Source organism: Phenylobacterium sp. (assembly GCF_019636135.1).
GTDB lineage: Bacteria > Pseudomonadota > Alphaproteobacteria > Caulobacterales > Caulobacteraceae > Phenylobacterium.
Genome location: NZ_JAHBYD010000001.1, coordinates 135,070 through 152,931, shown reverse-complemented (window position 1 = coordinate 152,931; position 17,862 = coordinate 135,070). Strand labels below are relative to the sequence as shown.

The window sequence follows — 17,862 nt, the reverse complement described above, 5'->3', positions numbered from 1 at the left end:
CGCTTCGAACTCAGAAGCGCGCGTCGAGCGACACGCCGTATCGCCGGAAGGAGTCCGGGGCCCAGTAGTGGCTGTAGCCGCCCGGATTCAGCGAAGTCACCGGAGAAGCCGAGATCTGCGGCGCCCAACGCTTGTCCAGGAGGTTCACCGCCCACAGCCCGAGCCGCCAGGCGCCGTCCTCAGCCTGGATGCCGATGCTGCCGCCCAGGACACCGAACGCCTTCTGGATCGTGCCCGGGTCACCATTGGGGCTGTAGTTCACATCGTCCTGCCAGTCCCAGTTCAGCCGGGCGTAGCCGCTCAGCCCGTTCCCGATCGGGCGCTCGTAGGAGGCGTTGATCTGGTAGGCGTACTTCGGCGTGCCCGCCAGTGGCAGCCCATCGGCATTGAACACGCCGTCCAGGGAGGCGGGATTCGAGGGCGGCGCGACACAGGGACCACCCTGCGCCACCTTCGGCTGTCCAAAGTAGCACGCGACGCCTGGGAAATTCTCATAGTGCGCATCGGTGTATGCGCCGTTCGCCGCGACCCGCAGAGTCTCGGTCAGCCGAAGGACGAGGCTCGCCTCCACGCCCTTGGTGGAAAGGTTCGCCGCGTTCAGGACCTTGGCGCTGTACGTGGGGTTCGACAGGTCCGATACCTGGGCCTGGAAGTCCTTGATGTCGGCCTTGAAGAGATTGAAGTTGAAGAGCACCCGGCGGTCGAAGAACGCCGACTTCATGCCGATCTCATAGCTCGTGGGTATTTCCGGGCGGACGCGTTCGTCCGCGGTCGGCGAGGTGACGGTGTAGCCGCTGAAGCCCGGCCCCTTGTAGCCCCTGGCCACAGAGGCATAGACCATTACGTCGGGGGTGACGTCGTACTGCGCGCCCAGCCGATACGAGAGGTTCGTGTTGTCCGTCGATTGCGCGAACCTGAGCACCACCGATCCCGGAAGCAGCCGGAAGCCGGGCGTGTTGTCGAGGTAGTAGTCGAAGTCGAGGTCGTCGTAGGTGATGCGCGCGCCCGCTAGCAGGCGGAGCTGAGGGGTGACCTGGTAGTTCACCTGCGAGAAGGCCGCGACGCTCCTGGATTCGGTCTTCGTGTGCCGCCTTGCATCGAACTGATCGCCGGGCGCGATGGGCACCACCTGGAAGATCTGCCCGCTCGATCCAGGGTTCGCCCACTCGAGACGGCCAACCTGGCGCACCGTGAGGCGCGCTTCCTGCGCATAGAGGTAGAGCCCGGCCACGTAGTCGAGCGCGCCGCCCGTGGGCGAGGCGATCCGCAGCTCCTGGCTGAGCTGGCGAACTCTGGGGATGTTCTGCTGCGCGTCGACATAGTTCGCGCTCGCCAGGTCCCCGTCGTACGACGTGAAACGGTATGAGGAGCGGGCCGCGGTGATCGAGGTCAGCGAATAGCCGCCGCCGAGGTCATATTCCAGTTGCAGCGATCCGCCGTAGGTGTCCGCATTGCCAAAGGACTGACCCCCGGCGCTGTTCACGCGGTTCTTCGGGCCGATGGTGAAGCCGTACCTCGCCGCATCGAGCGCGGGGGGATATCCGGCGGGAGCCTGCCGCCACGCCTGCGCACAGCAGAAGTCGTCGCTGACGGTGTAGTCGGCGCTGGCGAAGACCCCGAGCCGCTCGCCGTTCCACTGGAACTTCGCGGCCAGGGTGACGACGTCCTGCGGATCTATCTTCTGCCCTGTGAGGACGTTCCGCATGGAGCCGTCCCGATGGTTGTAGGTCTGCACCAACCGGACCGCAGCCTTGTCCCCCAGCGCGATGTTCTCGACGAACTGCAGGACGCGGGTGTCCATCGCCCCATACTCGACATGGGCGGAGCCGCTGGTCTCCCCGATCACAGGCCGCTTCGTGACGATGCTGACGACGCCCGCCGAAGCATTCTTGCCGAACAGCATCCCCTGCGGCCCGCGCAGGACTTCGATGCGCTCGACGTCCGCCAGCGTGCTGATGCTGCCCGTATCGGCGATCGTGACCCCGTCGATCACGGTCCCGACGCTCTGGTCCACGCCGACGGTGAACACGCTGGTGCCGACGCCTCGGATGAGGAACTGCGAGAACCCGTTGCTGACGGTCTGCTTGAATCGCAGGCTGGGATCGATCCGGGTCAGCTGCTTCACGTCGGTGATGTTCATGTCGCGCACGACGTCGCCGCGGACCGCCGTGATGGCGAGCGGCACGTCCTGGACATTCTCGGCGCGCTTCTGCGCCGTGACGACGAGCTCCTCGATCTGTCCCGGACCGGTCGCCTCGCTAGCGAACGCTGGCGCCGATAGAGCCGAAATCGCAGCGCCTAGAAGAAGTCTCTTCGATCGAGTTCCGCCGCGCCAGGCTCGCGCCAGCGAGTTCCGTGCATCCAAGAGCATGTTGACCCTCCCCTGAAACGCCGGCGTGCCGGCGTCTGTTTTTCCTCCGGACGCAAGCGAAAGCCGATGAGCCGGCCGTCGCCGCCCAAGTCCGTGGTCGCTCCACTATCGGTGCGATAGTCATTATAAACGAGGGTAACTAGGCTTCGTGTCAAGATGGAACCAGCGGAATGAGTCCTCGACAGAACTCGATATTTTCCTTCAGGAGGCGTTCAACCGCATATCCGGCAAGCGCCGAAGCCTTGGCGCGATGGCCCAGATTCCGACAATATATGACTATTGGTCAATATATCGGATGCCAGCCGACCCCACGTGGCCGAGGACCTACGCAGAGCGAATCGGGGCTTCGAGGCATGCGCAGGGCCGCCGAACTCCGGGGCCCGGCGAGCCCAAGGCCGGCGCAACCAAGGGAGCGCCGCTATGTCTTGACTATCTCCCTAATAGCTATCAGAACTGACGGCAATCGAGGGAGGAGATCACTGGCCGCCGAGCGCGTGCGACGGCACGCCTCAGATCCATGCATCGCCGACGAACCGGACGCTGGCGCGGGAGCGGCGGCTGGCCGGAACGGGCGACGCCGGCCAGCCGCCGCGACCGGGCCGCTCGGCCAAACGTGGAACCGCGGACATGGCCCACCTCCTTCGCCTCTCCCGGCCCCGCCGGGGCGGCGAAGCACACCTGCTGAACTGAAAGACCGACGAGGCGGAGAACCAGGAAGATGCCCAAGCTGTCGAACGTGAGATGCTTCGTGGTCGAGACGGCCCCGCCCCACAAAGGGGGGCGCTACTGGCATTTCGTGAAGCTGGAGACGGACGACGGGCTCGAGGGCTGGGGCGAGACCGCGATCCTGAGCACTTTGAACGGGCTGGCAGGAGGATATCAGGAACTCGTCAACAACATCTACGCGACCTACCTCAGGGGAGAGGATGCGCTGGATCGTGAATATCTCTATCATAAGCTGTACTCGGGCCTGACGTATCTACATCCCGACTACGTCATGCTTGGAGTCATCAGCGCCTTCGACACCGCCCTATGGGACATCGCGGGAAAATATTACAAGACCCCGGTCTATAATCTTCTTGGCGGCAAGGTCCGCGATCGGATCCGCAGCTACACCTACATCTACGATACACGCCCATCCGACACCCTGGCGGCCACGGCGACGGCCTGGACGGGAGATCCCGGCCGCCTTGCCGAGCTTGCGCTCGAATGGGTCAACCGCGGCTTCACCGGACTGAAGTTCGACCCGCTCATCCAGAACAAGAGCGCCCAACGGATCTACAAGCCGTGGGACCTTTCTCAGGCCGAACTGGGTCATGCGGCGCGTGCTGTCGGCGCGATACGAGACGCCATCGGGGACAGGGCCGACATCCTGATCGGCACCCACGGTCAGATCACCCCGGCCGCAGCCATCCGCCTTGCCGCGCGCCTGGAGGAATACGACCCCCTCTGGCTCGAAGAACCCTGTCCGCCCGAGAACTACAAGGAGATGGGCCGGGTCGCGCGATCGACGACCATCCCCATCGCCACGGGCGAGCGTCTCGTCACCCCATACGAATTCCAGCTCCTGTTCGCGGAGGGCGCCTGCGCGGTCGCTCAGCCCGACCTCGGGAGCGCTGGGGGCATCACAGCGACGAAGAAGATCGCCACTCTGGCGGAGGCCAACTATGTGCTGATGGCGCCCCACGTATGGGGCGGCCCGATAATCACGGCGGCCGCGCTCCAGATCGACGCGAACGTCCCCAACTTCCTGATCCAGGAGAGCATCGGGCAGTCCGACGAATTCTTCGATGAGATCATAGAGGAACCCTTCGCCTGGGAGGACGGCCACTTCCTCGTCTCCGACCGACCGGGGATCGGTCTCAACCTGAACGAGGCCAGCCTCGAACGGCATCGCTGGCAATCCGACGACGCGAGGCCGTAGTCATGGAGCAGGTCGATGTTCTGATTGTCGGCGCGGGCGCGTCGGCCGCCGCCTTCGCGTGGGCGATGGCCGAGACCAGGATGCATATCGTCTGCCTGGAGCAGGGCGACTGGGTCGATCACAAGACCTACCCTATCGCAAGCCCGGCGTGGGAAGCCCGGCCCGACTTCAGCAACGACCCGAACGTCAGGCAAGGCCCGGCGGACTACCCGATAGACGCCAGGCGCTCCGAGATCGCGCCGGCCAATTTCAACGCCGTGGGCGGCGCGACCATACTCTACGCCGGCCACTTCCCCAGATTCCACCCGTCGGACTTCCGGGTGCGGACGCTGGACGGCGTGGCCGACGATTGGCCGATCAGCTACGCGACGCTGGAGCCCTTCTACGAGCTGAACGAGCGGATGATGGGTGTGTCGGGCCTGGCGGGCGACCCGGCGTATCCCCCCAAGCAACCGGTCATGCCGCCCCTCCCGCTCGGCAAGTCAGGCGCCGCCCTCGCGCGGGGATACAACGCCCTGGGCTGGCACTGGTGGCCATCCGACTGCGCGATCAACACGGTCGAGTACGACGGCAGGGCCAGATGCATCAACCTCGGCGCCTGCGGGCTGGGCTGCGCGCAGGGCGCGAAGGCGAGCGTTGACCTGACCTACTGGCCGGCGGCTATCCGCGCCGGCGTCGAACTCAGGCCGGGGCGCCGCGTCCGCGAGATCACCGTCGACGACCACGGGATGGCCTCGGGCGCCATCTACCACGAGCCCGGCGGCGCCGTGCGGCGGATCGCGGCGCACATCGTTGTCGTCGCCTGCAACGGGATCGGCACGCCGCGCCTGCTGCTGAACTCTGTGTCCCCCCGCTTCCCGGACGGGCTCGCCAACTCCAGCGGGCTGGTCGGGAAGAACCTCATGTTCCACCCTTACGGCGTTGTCGACGCCGTGCTGGACCACGCGCTCGACGGAAACCGGGGACCGTACAAGGGCATCGCCAGCCACCAGTTCTACGAAACCGACCTCAGCCGGGGTTTCGTCCGCGGGTTCTCCTTCGAAATGCAGAGGGGGTACGGCCCTGCCGCCTCCGCGCTCGTAGCCCTCCAGGCCGGCGCGCTCCCGTGGGGCGCGCAGCATCATGACGCCTACCGGGAATTGATCGACCGCACCGTCAGTATCGTCGCGGTTTGCGAAGACCTCCCCGAGCCCTGCAACGAGGTGACCCTCGACCCCGAGCAGACGGACGCCGACGGGATACCCGGCGCCAGGATCCACTACACCCTGAGCGAGAACAGTCGCCGGATGATGGATTTCGCCCTGGACCGCGGGCGAGAGCTCGCCGCCGCGGCAGGAGCCGTCCGGCTCCTGCGCCAGATGGGCCCGGCGCGGGCGGCCGGCTTCCACCTGATGGGGACCGCGCGGATGGGCGCCTCGCTGGCGAACTCCGTCGTGAACGCATGGGGACGCAGCCACGACGTGAAGAACCTCTTCATCATCGATGGCAGCCTGTTCGTGACGAGCGCAGCCGTGAATCCGACCGCCACCATCCAGGCGCTCGCCCTCTACATCGCCTCCGAAATCAAGGCGCGGCTGTCGAACTCGACCCTGTTCGACTGAGGCCGCCGGGACATCGACATGACGGATCAGGAAATCCAGGATTCCTCCGAGACCCAGCTCATCCGGCGAATGGTCGGATCTCTCATTCCAGCCAGCCGCAATCATGGGATTCCCGCCGCCGACGATCCATTGATCCTCAAGCGCGTCCTGCAGGCGGTCTCCAGGTTCCAGGCTCCCCTCACGGCGGAACTTCGAGCACTTGCCGGGGCGCACGGATCTCCTGAAGCGCTCCTGGCGCTGGATGCCGCGGATTTCGGCGAAGTCGTCGCCCGCGCGGTCGAGGAGCGCATTGGCGCGCTCGGCATCCTGCTGACGGCCGTGTTGCAAGCCTACTACACCGATCCCCGTGTCCTTCGTTCGCTGGGCAAATCGCCCGATCCCCCATTCCCGCACGGGAACGACATCGCCCAGGGCGATTGGACGCTGCTTGATCCCGTCAGATCGCGCCCTCCCCTCTACCGCGACGGCTAGATTCCCTGAGAACAGTCTCGTCTTCACGCCGTCCGGCTGCCCCCCGCGCCGGCCGCGCTGCCGCGAACGACCCCTCGTGCGAACGCGGCCGCCTGTCGGGGGCGGCCGCGTGGTCTTGCTGCTTTCGGAGAAGGGCGTCAGGCGCTGATCGGCGCCCGGCGGGGAACGGACGCGTCAAGTCGGGCCAGCCGACTGCGGCGCCGAGGCCGGGCGGCTCGCGCCTGTCGCTCATTCACCCTGTCGCCCATTCACCCTGTCGTTCGTCCACCCTGCCGTTCAAGCGCATCGAGCACCTCCTTCGTGTGCTCGCCCAGGGTCGGCGCCGGCCGGAGCAGCGCGGGGCGGGCGCCGTCGTAGGCGAAGGGTGCGGCCGGCGTGACGTGTCGGCCCACGTAGCGCCGCTCCATCTCGGGCCAGAAGCCGGGATCGGCGAGTTGCGGCAGGTAGGCCAGGCCGTCGCTGCGAAGCACGGGTGCGGCCGGGACGCGGGCCGACTGAAGGCGTTCGGCGGCCGCCGCGGGATCCTGCGGCGCGGCCCAGGCCGCCAGCGCCGCCTCGATCGCGTCGGCATGCCGGTTCCGCGCTTCGGCATCGGAGAGCGCCGGATCCTCCGCCCAGTCCCCGCGCCCGAGGACGCCGCAGAGGGCGCGCCAGGCGGCGGGCCCATCCACCGCGACCGCCAACCATGAATCGTCGTCGCCTGCGCGGACGACGGCGACCGGCGCCGCGCGGGGGCGGCGGTTGCCCGTGCGCGGCAGGAGCCGGTCGGCGAGCTGCTGGGCCACCAGGGCGTCCGCCGCGAACTGGAAGAGGCAGGCGACCTGGGCGAGGTCGATCTCGGCCCCGCCGGCGCGCTCGCGCGCGAACAGGGCCGAGAGCACGGCGGCGGCGGCGAAGAGGCCGGCGATCGGGTCGCCGAAGGCCACGTGCTGGAGGCACGGCGGCCACGCGTCGCGGCCGTTGACGAACGGCAGGCCGGAGGCCTGCTCCACCGTCGAGCCGTAGGCGCGGATGCCCGACAGCGGCCCGCCGGCGCCGAAGGCCGGCATCGAGATCGCGACCAGCCCCGGGTTCAGCGCCCGCCGGACCTCGGCGCCGAGGCCGAGCTTGTCCATCACCCCGGCCGCGAAGTTCTCGACCACGACGTCGGCGCCGGCCACCAGCGCCTTCGCCTGGGCGAGGCCCTCCGGCGTCAGCAGGTCGAGGACCACGCCGCGCTTGTTGCGGTTCATGGAGATGAAGCTGAACTTGGTCTCGCGGGGCGGCGGGTCGCCCGTCTGGTCCGCCTCCCACCCCCGCCACCAGTCCGGGTGGCTCTCGGACTCGACCTTGACCACGTCGGCGCCCAGGTCGCCCAGCGTGCGGGCGCAGAGCGGCCCGGCCCAGCCCATGGAGAAGTCGATCACGCGCAGGCCGCGCAGCGGCGCCTCGGGCGGCCCCGCATCCAGCGACGGCGCCGCGCCGCCGGACACCATGCGCCAGGGCAGGGTCGGGGCGACCGCCTCGCCGTCGCCGAACGGGCCGAACGCGCCGCGGGCGCGCCAGTGCTCCACCCGCGGCAGCTCGGAGAGGTCGGGCATGGGCGTGGCCGGCACGCGCGCCGCGCCGGACAGGGCGACCCAGTCGGCGGTCGTGCGGCCCAGGAACAGCGGCGCCAGCAAGGCGTCGACCTCGTCGGCCGCCAGCAGGCGTTCGACGGTCGTGGCGAAACGGGGGTCTTCGCCGAGGTCGGGCCGGCCCAGCATGCCGCACAGCCCCTTCCACTGGGCCGGCGTCAGGGTGGAGACGCCCAGCCATCCGTCGGCGGTCCGGTAGCTGGCGCAGGGATAGGTTGGCACGAAGCGGTTCACGCCCAGGCGCACCGAGCCGCCGCCCTCCATCAGGGCCGAGACGGCGCCCGTCTCCGTCAGGCACATGAAGGCCTCGAACACGTTCACCGACACCCGCCGCGGCCGGGGGCGGGCCATGAGGGCGCCGAGCGCGGCGTTGAACGCCGTGACGCCCGCCGCGATCTGCGGGCCGTGTCCTTGGGCCAGGGTCGGCGGCCCTTCCTTCGGGCCGAACGGATAGGCGACGCCGGTCAGGGCCTGGATCAGCTCGTCGGCGCCGCGCCACGCGCCCCACGGGCCGTCGGGATGGAACCAGGTCAGCTCGAGCAGGACCGCGCCCAGCCGGTCCGCCACGGCGGCCGCCTCCGCGAGGTCGCCGGCGTCCTGTCCGCCGATCACGAGGTCGGCGGAGGACGGTTCGCCCGCCGCCTTCCCCTCGTCCAGCCACCGGCCATAGGCCTCGCCGGCCGCGCCGCCGTAGCCGATGACCGTGTCGTCCCCGCCGGCCATGCGGACCACCGTCGCCCCCAGCCGCGCGAAGAGCCGGCCGCAATAGCGCGTCGCGACGCCGCGCGACGCCTCGACCACGGTCAGTCCCTCGAGCAGGCGGTCGATCACGGTCTTTCCTCCCCCGGGAATGCTGCGGACTTTACACCCCGATGCATATCGGTAATGTGTTACCAGCACAATCTCGGAGCAGGCTCATGCCGCTGGACGTCGCCCAGGATCCCTATGCCGTGCCGGAGGAACTGGCCGCCCGCGTCGACGCGCTGGACCTGCGCCGGAACATCGTCGACCTCGTGGACGAGGGCTACACCGTGATCCGCGACCCCAAGGCCATCGCGATGGCGGATGAGGTGCGCGAGGCCATCATCCGCTGCGTGCCGGCGCCGCCCGAGGCCAAGGCGCCCACGCGCTTCACCCTGCTGGACCAGGATCCGATCTTCGCCGAGGCCGTCACCACGCCGAAGCTGCTGGTGCTGGTGGAATACCTGCTGGGCCGGGGCGCGCTGTTCTCGCAGCTCTCAGGCTCGCGCCGGCGGCCGGGACCGCAGTCGCTGGGCCTCCACGCCGACAACAGCTGGTTCCCGGCGCCCTTCCCCGAGTGGGAGATCACCGCCACGGGCTGCTTCGTGACCGACGAGTTCACCCAGGAGTCCGGCGCCACGCTGGTGATCCCGGGCACGCACAAGCTGCGGGCCCATCCGCCGAAGGACCGCCGCGAGAGCCTGGAGGGCGCCGTGCCGATCGTCGCGCCCAAGGGTTCGATCTGCCTGTGGAACGGCTCGGTCTGGCACGGCAACTATCCGCGCCGGCTCCCGGGCGAACGGGTGGTCCTGCACATGACCTACACCCGCGTCGGCATGCAGCCGATCGAGACCTACGACCACCTCGACGAGGCGTGGTTCGCGGGCAAGGACCCCGCCCTGCCCACCCTGCTCGGCCGTCACAACTTCCTGGGCCGGCGGCACGGCTGGAAGGAGAACGACCGCGAGCTGCTGAAGGAGACCTACCTCCAGGTCCACGGCCCGGGATTCCGGACCTGAGCCGTCAGGAATCGGAGCCGCTGAGCACTTCGCGCGCCGGGGCCCGGAAGTCCCGGAGCTGATCCTGGTAGCGCTTGGCGCGGGCGCGCAGGCGCGCGGCGTGGGGCTCCACCGCCACCCCGGCCAGGATGGTGGCCCAGCCGAAGCCTATGCGCGGCTCGACGTAGCTGATGTCGTAGGCGCTGCTGGCCCAGGTGCGGACGTTGGCCGCGAAGATGTCCATCAAGGTCTCGGAGAGCACCCGGATGTCGATTTCGGCGTCCAGCATCCCGGCGCCGTAGGCGCGGCGCATCGCGGCCTCGAACCGTTCGGGGTTCTCACGGCCCGGCTCCGTCTCCGAGCCGCCGGAATAGGCATGGGTGGCGCGGAACAGCGCTCGATAGAAGGGCTGGTTCTCGGCGTAGAAGGCCACGCCGACCGTCAGCGTCGCGAAGAAGTAGTCGAAGATGTCAGTGTCGCCGATCGGCCAGAGCCGGGTCTGGAAGATCGCCTGCTCCTCCTTCAGCAGCGCACGGATGATGCCCACCTTCGACCCGAACAGCTCGTAGGGCGTGCGCAGGCTCACCTGCCCGCGGGCCGCCAGCTCGCGCATCGACAGTTCGAAGCCGCCGCTCTCGCGGATGATCTCGCGCGCCACCCGCAGGATGCGCGCCGCCCTGTCCTCGGTCGATTTGCCTGACGCTTCCATGAAGCCTTTGAAACTCTCGCCCCCACGCGCCACGACGCGACCCGCCCTGCCGCCATTCCCAGCCGGTCGCAACCATGGCCTGCAACGGCCAGGGACGCTATGTTGACCGACCTTGGTAACTGGTTATCATCACTCCGTACAGGTGCTTGGAAGATTCCCACATCGAAGGGGCGGCGCGTTGATCGAGGTCACCGACACCAAATTGCCGTTCGCCGGTCCGGCCTGGATCGCCGCTGCGGGGACGATCCTGAGGGATCTGGCCGCGGCATACGGCGAGCCGGGGCAGCGCTTCAGCCTGTGCGAGCGTTTCACCGACGCGCCGCCCGACGTGGCCGCATCCGGCCTCGCGGCCTGGTGGTTCCGGATCGACGGCACGACGGCGGAGGCCGGTCCCGGCGAGATCGGCGACGCCGACGCGAGCGTCACCGCGGACTACGCCGCCACCCTGCCCGTCGCGCGCCTGGTCTATACGCCGGAGATCATCGCCGAGCGCCGGGCCAGGCGCGAGCGGGGCAAACTGCCGAGCCAGCAGGGCGACTGGTCGCGCGCGCCCCGCTACCTGACGGAACTGCACAACCGCCTGGCGGTGATCACCGCCTGAGGGCGGGCCGGGGCCGCCGGTCAGGCCTTCTCGCTGCGCGCGATCCGCTGGGTGTGGCGCAGCTTCACCGGGTCGGCGCCGCCGCTCCCGATCGTGGTCGACCCCAGGAACAGGTTGCGGCCGAGGAGGTCGCGGACGCCCTCGGGCTGGCCGGCAAGCCAGGCCTCGTCGAGGTGGCTGTAGTCCTCGACCGGCGCGAAGCCGGCGCGGGTGTAGGTCATGTGCATCACCACCCTCTGGCCGGGGGTCTCGCGCGGGTAGTTGCCGTGCCAGACCGAGCCGTCCCACAGGCAGAGCGAACCCCTGGGCGCCAGGATCGGCACGAGGCCGTCCAGCGCGCGGCACTCCTCTTCGCTGGGGTGGCGCTTGAGCGCGTGCGTGCCGGGAACGATCGAGGTGCAGCCGCCCTCCCGGGTGAACGCGTCCGTCACCCAGCAGGCGGTGGCCATGATCTCCCAGTTCGGGAACGGCGCCGGGAACCAGCTATTGTCGGCGTGCAGCACGAGGGGCGCCGCCCCTTCCCCGCGGATCGAACTGGTGAGCTGGCTGAGGATCGCGCCGCGGCCCACCAGGAACTCCACCAGCGCCAGCAGGCGCGGAACCAGCACCGCCTCCGAGAACACCGGGTCGCGGCCCAGCAGCAGGGCCGCGCTCTGGCCCGTCCGCGGCGGGGCCGTTTCCTCGGCCAGGCGCAGGATCGCTTCGCGCACCCGGTCGGTCAGGGCATGCGCCACCGGATCCTGGATCACGGTGTAGCCGTTGTCGACCAGGTCGCGGACGTTCCCGCGCAGGCCCAGGGCATCGATCCTGGGCGCGAGGAACTCCGGTACGGCATACGGATCGTCGGCGGTGTCGAGCGGCATCCCAGGCGTTCCCCAATCCATCCGTTGCATTGGTTTGGTAACGCGTTATCACTCTCTCCGAAGGCAGCGTCAAGCAACGGCTGCCACATCCGGGAGGACGGCGGTGGAAACGAGCGGCGGACAGCCCCTGTCGGGGATCGGCGTGGTGGAGTTCAGCGCGGACCCCGGCGCCCGCTACTGTGGGCGGCTGTTCTCGGTGCTCGGCGCGACCGTGGTGCGGGTGGCGGACGGCGGCGCCCGGCCCTCGGCGTTCGACCTCTGGCTCGACCAGGGCAAGACGTTCGCGGAAACGGCAGGCGAAGCCCTGGCGGCCATCGCCGCCCGCGGCGCCCGCGCCGAGGTGTCGATCGCCGGGCAGGGCCACGCGGCGGTGGCCGGGGCCGACGCGGAGCTGAAGGCCCTGAACGCCGACCTGCTGCGCCTCAACCTGACGTGGTTCGCACGCCAGGGCCCGTACGCCGACTGGCGGGGCGACGACACCCTGATCCTCGCGCTGAGCGGGACGGCGCACGGCTTCGGCCCCGCCGAGGGACCGCCGCTGCTGGCCCAGGGCTGCGCGCCGCAGATGCTGGGAGGCGTGACCCTGTTCCTGTCGGGCCTCGCAGCCCTGTGGGGCCGGCGGACGGGCCGCACGCACGGCCGGGTCGACGTGGATGTGCTCGAGGCCTGCCTGTGCTTCACCGAGCATGGGCCGCCCGCCCTGCTGACCTCCGGCGAGACGTCCGTGCGCAAGGGCCTGAACCGCTACGGCGCCGGCTATCCCACGGTGGCCTATCCCTCGGCCGACGGCTGGATCGGCGTGACCGCCCATACCCCGGCGCAATGGCGGGCCCTGTGCCAGCTCGTGGGGCGGCCCGAGCTGCCCGGCGATCCGCGCTTCGCGACCGGGCCGGACCGGGTGCTGAACGCCGAGGCGCTGGACGCCGAGCTGCGCCCGATCTTCGCCTCGGCGCCGACCGAGCGATGGCTGACCGAGGGCCAGCGGCTGCGCGTGCCCCTGGCGCCCGTGCCGGACCCCGCGGCCCTGATCGCCACCGACCACTGGCGCGAGCGCGGGAGCTTCGTGGGCCTGCCGGGCGCGGCGGGCGTGCTGGCGCCGGGGCTGCCGATGCGCATGGCCTTCGACGGCCGCGCCGAGCCGCCGCGGCGCGGCCGCGGCCCCGGGCCGCTCTCCGGCCTGCGGGTCATCGACTTCTCGATGGGCTGGGCGGGGCCCCTGGCGACACGCCACCTGGCGGACCTGGGCGTCGACGTCGTCAAGATCGAGACCGAGGACCACTTCGACTGGGCGCGCGGTTGGGCCCCCGTGCCCGGATCGGACCCGCCGGCGCACGAGATCGCGTCGGCCTACAATGTGATGAACCGCAACAAGCGCGGCGTCGCGCTGGACCTGTCCACCCCCGCGGGCCGCGCCCAGGCCAAGGCGCTGGTGGCCGGGGCGGACATGGTGATCGAGAACTTCGGCCCCGGCGTGATGGACAAGCTGGGCCTGTCGAAGGAGGCGCTGCGCGCCGCGCGGCCGGGCCTGGTGTTCATCTCGATGGCGGCGTTCGGGGCGACCGGCCCCTGGCGTTCGTTCCGCGCCTACGGATCGACCGTGGAACATGCGAGCGGCCTGCCCTTCTTCAACGGCGAGGAGGATTGGCCGCCCAGCCTGCAGCACCTGGCCTATGGCGACCCCATCGCCGGCGTCTACGCCGCGGCGATGACGCTGGCGGCGCTGTTCGGGCGCGAGCGGCTGGGCGGGGCCGACATCGACCTGTCCCAGGTGGAGTGCCTGTTCCAGGTGGGCGCCGAGGCCCTGATCCGGATGCAGGCGGAAGGCCCGCGGGCGCGCATGGGCAGCCGCAACCTCGACATGGCCCCCCGCTGTGTCGCGCCCGCGGCGGGCGACGACGCCTGGATCGCCGTGGCCTGCCCCGACGAGGCGGCGTGGCGCGCCCTGGCGCACGCGGTCGGACGCCCGGACTGGCTGTCGGACCCCGGCCTCGCCACGCCGCACGGCCGCAACGCCCGCGCCGAGGAGATCGAGGGCGCGCTGGCGGCCTGGGCCGCCGGCCGCGATCGCCGCGAGGCTGCGGAGGAGCTCCAGGCCGCCGGCGCCTGCGCCGCGCCGCTGCTGGCGCCCCACGACCTGGCCCGCGACCCGCAGCTCAAGGCCAACGCCGCCTGGGGCTGGATGACCCGCGCCCACGTCGGCTGTCACATGATGCTGGCGCCGCCCTATCGCATCGACGGCGTGCGGCCGGCGCTGCGCGCCCCGGCCCCGCTGCTGGGCGAGCACACGGGCCAGGTCCTGGGCGACGGCGCGGGCGCCCGGGACACCGGGACGCTGGCTCAGGCGTAGGGGTCGGTCCCGGTGTGGATGAAGGGGGCCACGCGCCCGCCGTCCGCGTTCTGCGGGTCGACGTAGGGATAGAGCGGCCGGCCCACCACGCGGTCCAGCTCGGGGAACTTCTGGCGGAGCTGCGGCGAGACCGTGCGATCGTAGAGCGCCTGCGGCCGCATGTAGGTGCGCATGTAGTTCTGGACCAGGGTGATCCGCAGGCCGTCCTTGTGGCGCGGCAGCGAGCCGTGCCAGGTGGCGCCGTTCCAGATGGCCAGCGATCCGGCGGGCGCGATCAGCGGCACGGTGCGGATCGGCGTGTTCGCCAGGTCGGCCTCGTGCGGAAGGGTCGCGCGCCCGTACTTGTGGGTGCCGGGGGCGAAGACCGTGGGGCCGTCGTCCTCGCTTGCGTAGTCGGTGCATAGCCAGGATGCGTTGCACATGTGGGCGATGCCGCCGCCGCCCGGCGGGATCCCGTGGGAATCGCTGTGCAGCGCATGGGTGCGCCCTTCCCGGCCCTTGATGATCCAGGTCTGGCCCGAAAGGATCGCGCTCTCGCCCAGCAGCCAGCGGACCAGGGCCAGCATCACCGGGTTGGTGGCGGCCTCGACGAAGACCTCGTCCTCCTCCAGCACGTCCCACTTGTTGGGGTCGATGGCCTCCTTGGGCGGAGAGGCCGTCAGGGGATCGCCGATGGGGACGCCGTTCCGCTTCTCGCAGGTGTGCAGCATGGCGTCGCGCAGCCGCTCCACGAAGCCGTCGGCCGACCGCAGCGTTTCCGGCGGGACGACGGTGAAGCCATAGGCCTCCAGCTCGACGACGTGTTCGAACAGGCCGTAGCGGGCGATCTCCCGCATGATCGCGTCGGCGTGGGGCGACGCGCCGCAGTCCGAGATGCGCATGGATGTCCTCCCAATGGGTTCGGCAGGCGCCCTAGAGCCTTCGGCGGTTCGCTTGAACCGTCGAAGGCTCAAGACCTTTGCTTGAGAATAGACCATTCGGCTTCCCGACCTCGGACCTACCTAAGCGCCGAATGGTCTAGCGGGCGCCGAACCGGTAGGTGAGCTCCACGCCGTAGGTCCGGGGCTCGGCGTACAGCTTCTGGGCGACGCCCAGGCTCTGCAGCGCCAGCGCGCCCGCGAACGCGTAGGTCTTGTCGGTGAGGTTCTTGACGAACAGGCTCGCGTCGATGTCCTCGCGGCCGAACACGCCCACCCAGTCGACACGGGCGTTCATGACCAGGAAGCCGGGCTCGGAGACGGTGTTCTTCAGCGAGTTCTCGGCCAGGATCACCGTCGGGTTGTTGGAGTAGACCTCGATGTAGCGCTGGGCGTTGTCGCTGAGCCAGGAGCGCGACTGCCACGACGCCGTCAGCGAGCTCTTCACCCGGCCGTACTGCTCGTCCACCGGCACGTCGTACTGCACGGTGAGGCTCGCCTTGTGCTTCGGCGTGTTGGCGAAGGGGTTGTTCGACAGGTCGATGTTCGTGCCGGCCGGCGCTGCGCCCAGGGGGTCCGAGCCGGTCCACCTGGTGTAGGCGGCGTCGGTGTAGCTGTAGGTGCCGATCAGGCTCCAGCGATCGAAGGTGAGGAAGCCCTCGGCCTCGAAACCCTTGATGCTGGCCGCCGCCACGTTGGCCGTGAAGGCGATGTTCTGGCCGGCCGGCGTGATGGCGTTCACGCCCCGCTGGATGTTCGTGTAGTCGTCCTTGTAGGCGGCGACGTTCAGGCGGCCGCGGACGTCGCCCAGGAGGAAGTCCAGCTTGGCGCCGAGCTCGGTGTCGATCACCGATTCCGGCTCGTACTGGGGCACGAAGCCGGGGACGGCGCTGGCGCCCTGGATGGTGTTGAGGCCTCCCGGCTTGTAGCCGCGCCGGCGGGTCGCGTAGACGAGCAGGTCCTCGGTGACCTTCCAGTCCAGGGCGAACGTGTAGCCGGGGCCGCTGCCCTTGGTGACCGAGCGGCTGACCGCGCCCGGCGTCACCAGGCCGGACGGATAGGAGACCACCGCCGCGGCGCTGACGTTCGTGACCTCGGTGTGCGTCTTGCGATAGCCGGCCGTGAACTTCAGGCCGTTGAGGCCGACCCGGCCGAGATCGGCGGTGAACTGCCCGAAGTAGGCGGTCTCGCGGTTGTGGCCGGCCAGCGCCATCGGGGTGGCCGAGATCGGGCCCAGGTTGGGCGTGCCGACGCCGCCGAAGGTGCGGTTCAGGTTGGTGCTGCCGCGCAGGCCCTCCGACACCGGCTGGTTCTGGTAGTAGTAGCCGGCGATCCAGATCAGGGCGTCATCGTAGACCGAGCCGTTGAACTGGATCTCGTTGGTGAAGGTCTTGTTGAACTTGCCGGTGTCGCCCACCAGCCGCCCGTTGATCCACTGCGACTGGCTGGACGTGCCGAAGGCCGAGGCGTTCAGGTCGAACGGCGTGGCCGAATAGTTGCCCGCGACCAGGTTCCGCGCCTGCTGGAAGCTGAAGATGTTCTTCAGGCCGAATTCGAAGACGCCCACTGACGGCAGGGTGATCTCGGTGGTGTTCACGAGGTCGTGGCGGTTGATGTATTCGCGGTTCGGATACGCCGTGCCCGTGGTCATCCGGCGCAGGTTGTCGCCGCCCTGCCGGCTGTTGTTCACCTCGTCCACCAGGGCCGCGCGGATGTCGGCCAGGATCTGGACGCGCTGGGCCTGGCAGCCGGCCACGTCGGTGGCGAAGCCGAACTGGACGGCCTGGCCGCAGACGGCGGCGAAGGCCGCGGCGTTGCGGTTGAGGTTCGCCAGGCCGAGGTTCGCGCCGATGGTGACCCGCGCCGCGGTCGTCGAGTCGAAGTCGTAGTAGTTGTAGAACAAGGTGTTCTTGAACCAGTCGGCCGGCTTGAACAGCAGGCTGGCGCGGATCGAACGGCTGTCGTCGCCATCCATGTGCTGGCCGGTGATGGTGTTCTTCACATAGCCCTGGCGATGGGTGCGGTTCAGCGCCAGCCGGAAGGCGAGCTGGTCGTCGATGATCGGCACGTTCAGCACGACGTTCACGTCGCTGCGCTGGAGGTTGCCGAACTTGCCGTTGATCGAGCCGTAGAAGTCGTCGGCGCTCGGCGGATTCGGGCCGATCAGGACGGCGCCGCCGGCGGTCGCGCGGCCGAACAGCGTGCCCTGGGGCCCCTTCAGCACCTGGACCGAGGCGATGTCGAAGAAGGGCATCGAGGGGCCGGTCGGGCCGAACGGCGCCTCGGCGAAGTACGAGGTGACCGACCCGCCGCCGAACAGGCCCTGGCCGATGCCGCGGATGGAGTAGTTCGCCGAGTTGCGGCTGAACACCGAGTTCGCGCCGCCCACCGACAGCGAGGGGATCACGATCTGCAGGTCGCTCGCGTTCCTGATCTGGCGGGATTCCAGCGCCTCGCCGCTGACTGCGGTGACCGCGGCCGGCACGTCCTGGAGGTTCTCTTCGCGCCGGCGGGCGGTGACGATCACCTCCTCGATCGAGGCCGCTGCGGGGGCGCCTCCGGCGACCTGGGCGGACACGGGCGCCGCCGCGAAACCCGCCACGAGCACGCCGATGGCCGACCCGCACTGCAGCGCAATCTTTCTGGTGGTCATGGATTCCCCCTCTGATCGTGTCCGTCCCCGGGGAACCGGGACGCGCGCCT

Annotated in this window: 12 protein-coding genes; 6 read left to right on the top strand and 6 right to left on the bottom strand. The window is 69.7% G+C overall.

Annotation, left to right across the window (positions count from 1 at the left end; genetic code table 11):
• Positions 1 to 10: 10 nt before the first annotated feature.
• A complete protein-coding gene (locus KF737_RS00695) occupies positions 11 to 2,371 on the bottom strand; it encodes a TonB-dependent receptor (RefSeq protein WP_296449167.1) in 2,361 nt (786 codons plus the stop codon).
• A gap of 718 nt (positions 2,372 to 3,089) precedes the next feature.
• Here KF737_RS00695 and KF737_RS00690 point away from each other — a divergent pair.
• From KF737_RS00690 to KF737_RS00680, 3 genes are read left to right on the top strand one after another with little or no spacing between them, the layout of a single operon-like run.
• A complete protein-coding gene (locus tag KF737_RS00690; protein WP_296449164.1) occupies positions 3,090 to 4,295 on the top strand; it encodes a mandelate racemase/muconate lactonizing enzyme family protein in 1,206 nt (401 codons plus the stop codon).
• A gap of 2 nt (positions 4,296 to 4,297) precedes the next feature.
• Complete coding sequence (locus tag KF737_RS00685) at positions 4,298 to 5,896, top strand: GMC family oxidoreductase (protein WP_296449161.1); 1,599 nt, start codon at positions 4,298 to 4,300, stop codon at positions 5,894 to 5,896.
• A gap of 18 nt (positions 5,897 to 5,914) precedes the next feature.
• Positions 5,915 to 6,367, top strand: a complete 453-nt coding sequence (locus tag KF737_RS00680) for a hypothetical protein (protein ID WP_296449158.1) — start codon at positions 5,915 to 5,917, stop codon at positions 6,365 to 6,367.
• A 248-nt stretch (positions 6,368 to 6,615) separates the two neighbouring features.
• Here the strand turns inward: KF737_RS00680 and KF737_RS00675 are convergent, their stop codons facing one another.
• On the bottom strand, positions 6,616 to 8,814 hold the full coding sequence (locus KF737_RS00675; RefSeq protein ID WP_296449155.1) for a CoA transferase: 2,199 nt from the start codon (positions 8,812 to 8,814) through the stop codon (positions 6,616 to 6,618).
• An 86-nt stretch (positions 8,815 to 8,900) separates the two neighbouring features.
• On the opposite strand from KF737_RS00675, the gene KF737_RS00670 reads away from it, so the two are divergent.
• On the top strand, positions 8,901 to 9,743 hold the full coding sequence (locus tag KF737_RS00670; protein WP_296449152.1) for a phytanoyl-CoA dioxygenase family protein: 843 nt from the start codon (positions 8,901 to 8,903) through the stop codon (positions 9,741 to 9,743).
• A 4-nt stretch (positions 9,744 to 9,747) separates the two neighbouring features.
• Here the strand turns inward: KF737_RS00670 and KF737_RS00665 are convergent, their stop codons facing one another.
• The gene (locus KF737_RS00665) at positions 9,748 to 10,431 is read right to left on the bottom strand and encodes a TetR/AcrR family transcriptional regulator (protein WP_296449149.1); all 684 of its coding nucleotides are present in this window, start codon (positions 10,429 to 10,431) and stop codon (positions 9,748 to 9,750) included.
• A gap of 178 nt (positions 10,432 to 10,609) precedes the next feature.
• Between KF737_RS00665 and KF737_RS00660 the strand changes: the two genes are divergently transcribed.
• A complete protein-coding gene (locus tag KF737_RS00660; protein WP_296449145.1) occupies positions 10,610 to 11,032 on the top strand; it encodes a hypothetical protein in 423 nt (140 codons plus the stop codon).
• Between the two features lie 20 nt (positions 11,033 to 11,052).
• Here the strand turns inward: KF737_RS00660 and KF737_RS00655 are convergent, their stop codons facing one another.
• Positions 11,053 to 11,895, bottom strand: a complete 843-nt coding sequence (locus KF737_RS00655) for a phytanoyl-CoA dioxygenase family protein (RefSeq protein ID WP_296449143.1) — start codon at positions 11,893 to 11,895, stop codon at positions 11,053 to 11,055.
• 103 nt (positions 11,896 to 11,998) lie between these two features.
• Between KF737_RS00655 and KF737_RS00650 the strand changes: the two genes are divergently transcribed.
• Positions 11,999 to 14,242 (top strand): CoA transferase, encoded by a 2,244-nt coding sequence (locus KF737_RS00650; RefSeq protein ID WP_296449140.1) that lies wholly within the window; start codon positions 11,999 to 12,001, stop codon positions 14,240 to 14,242.
• Here KF737_RS00650 and KF737_RS00645 read toward each other — a convergent pair.
• Both KF737_RS00645 and KF737_RS00640 read right to left on the bottom strand, forming a co-directional pair.
• The gene (locus KF737_RS00645) at positions 14,233 to 15,123 is read right to left on the bottom strand and encodes a phytanoyl-CoA dioxygenase family protein (RefSeq protein ID WP_296449137.1); all 891 of its coding nucleotides are present in this window, start codon (positions 15,121 to 15,123) and stop codon (positions 14,233 to 14,235) included. The genes KF737_RS00650 and KF737_RS00645 overlap by 10 nt on opposite strands.
• Positions 15,124 to 15,259: 136 nt before the next feature.
• Complete coding sequence (locus KF737_RS00640) at positions 15,260 to 17,812, bottom strand: TonB-dependent receptor (RefSeq protein WP_296449134.1); 2,553 nt, start codon at positions 17,810 to 17,812, stop codon at positions 15,260 to 15,262.
• Positions 17,813 to 17,862: the final 50 nt, after the last annotated feature.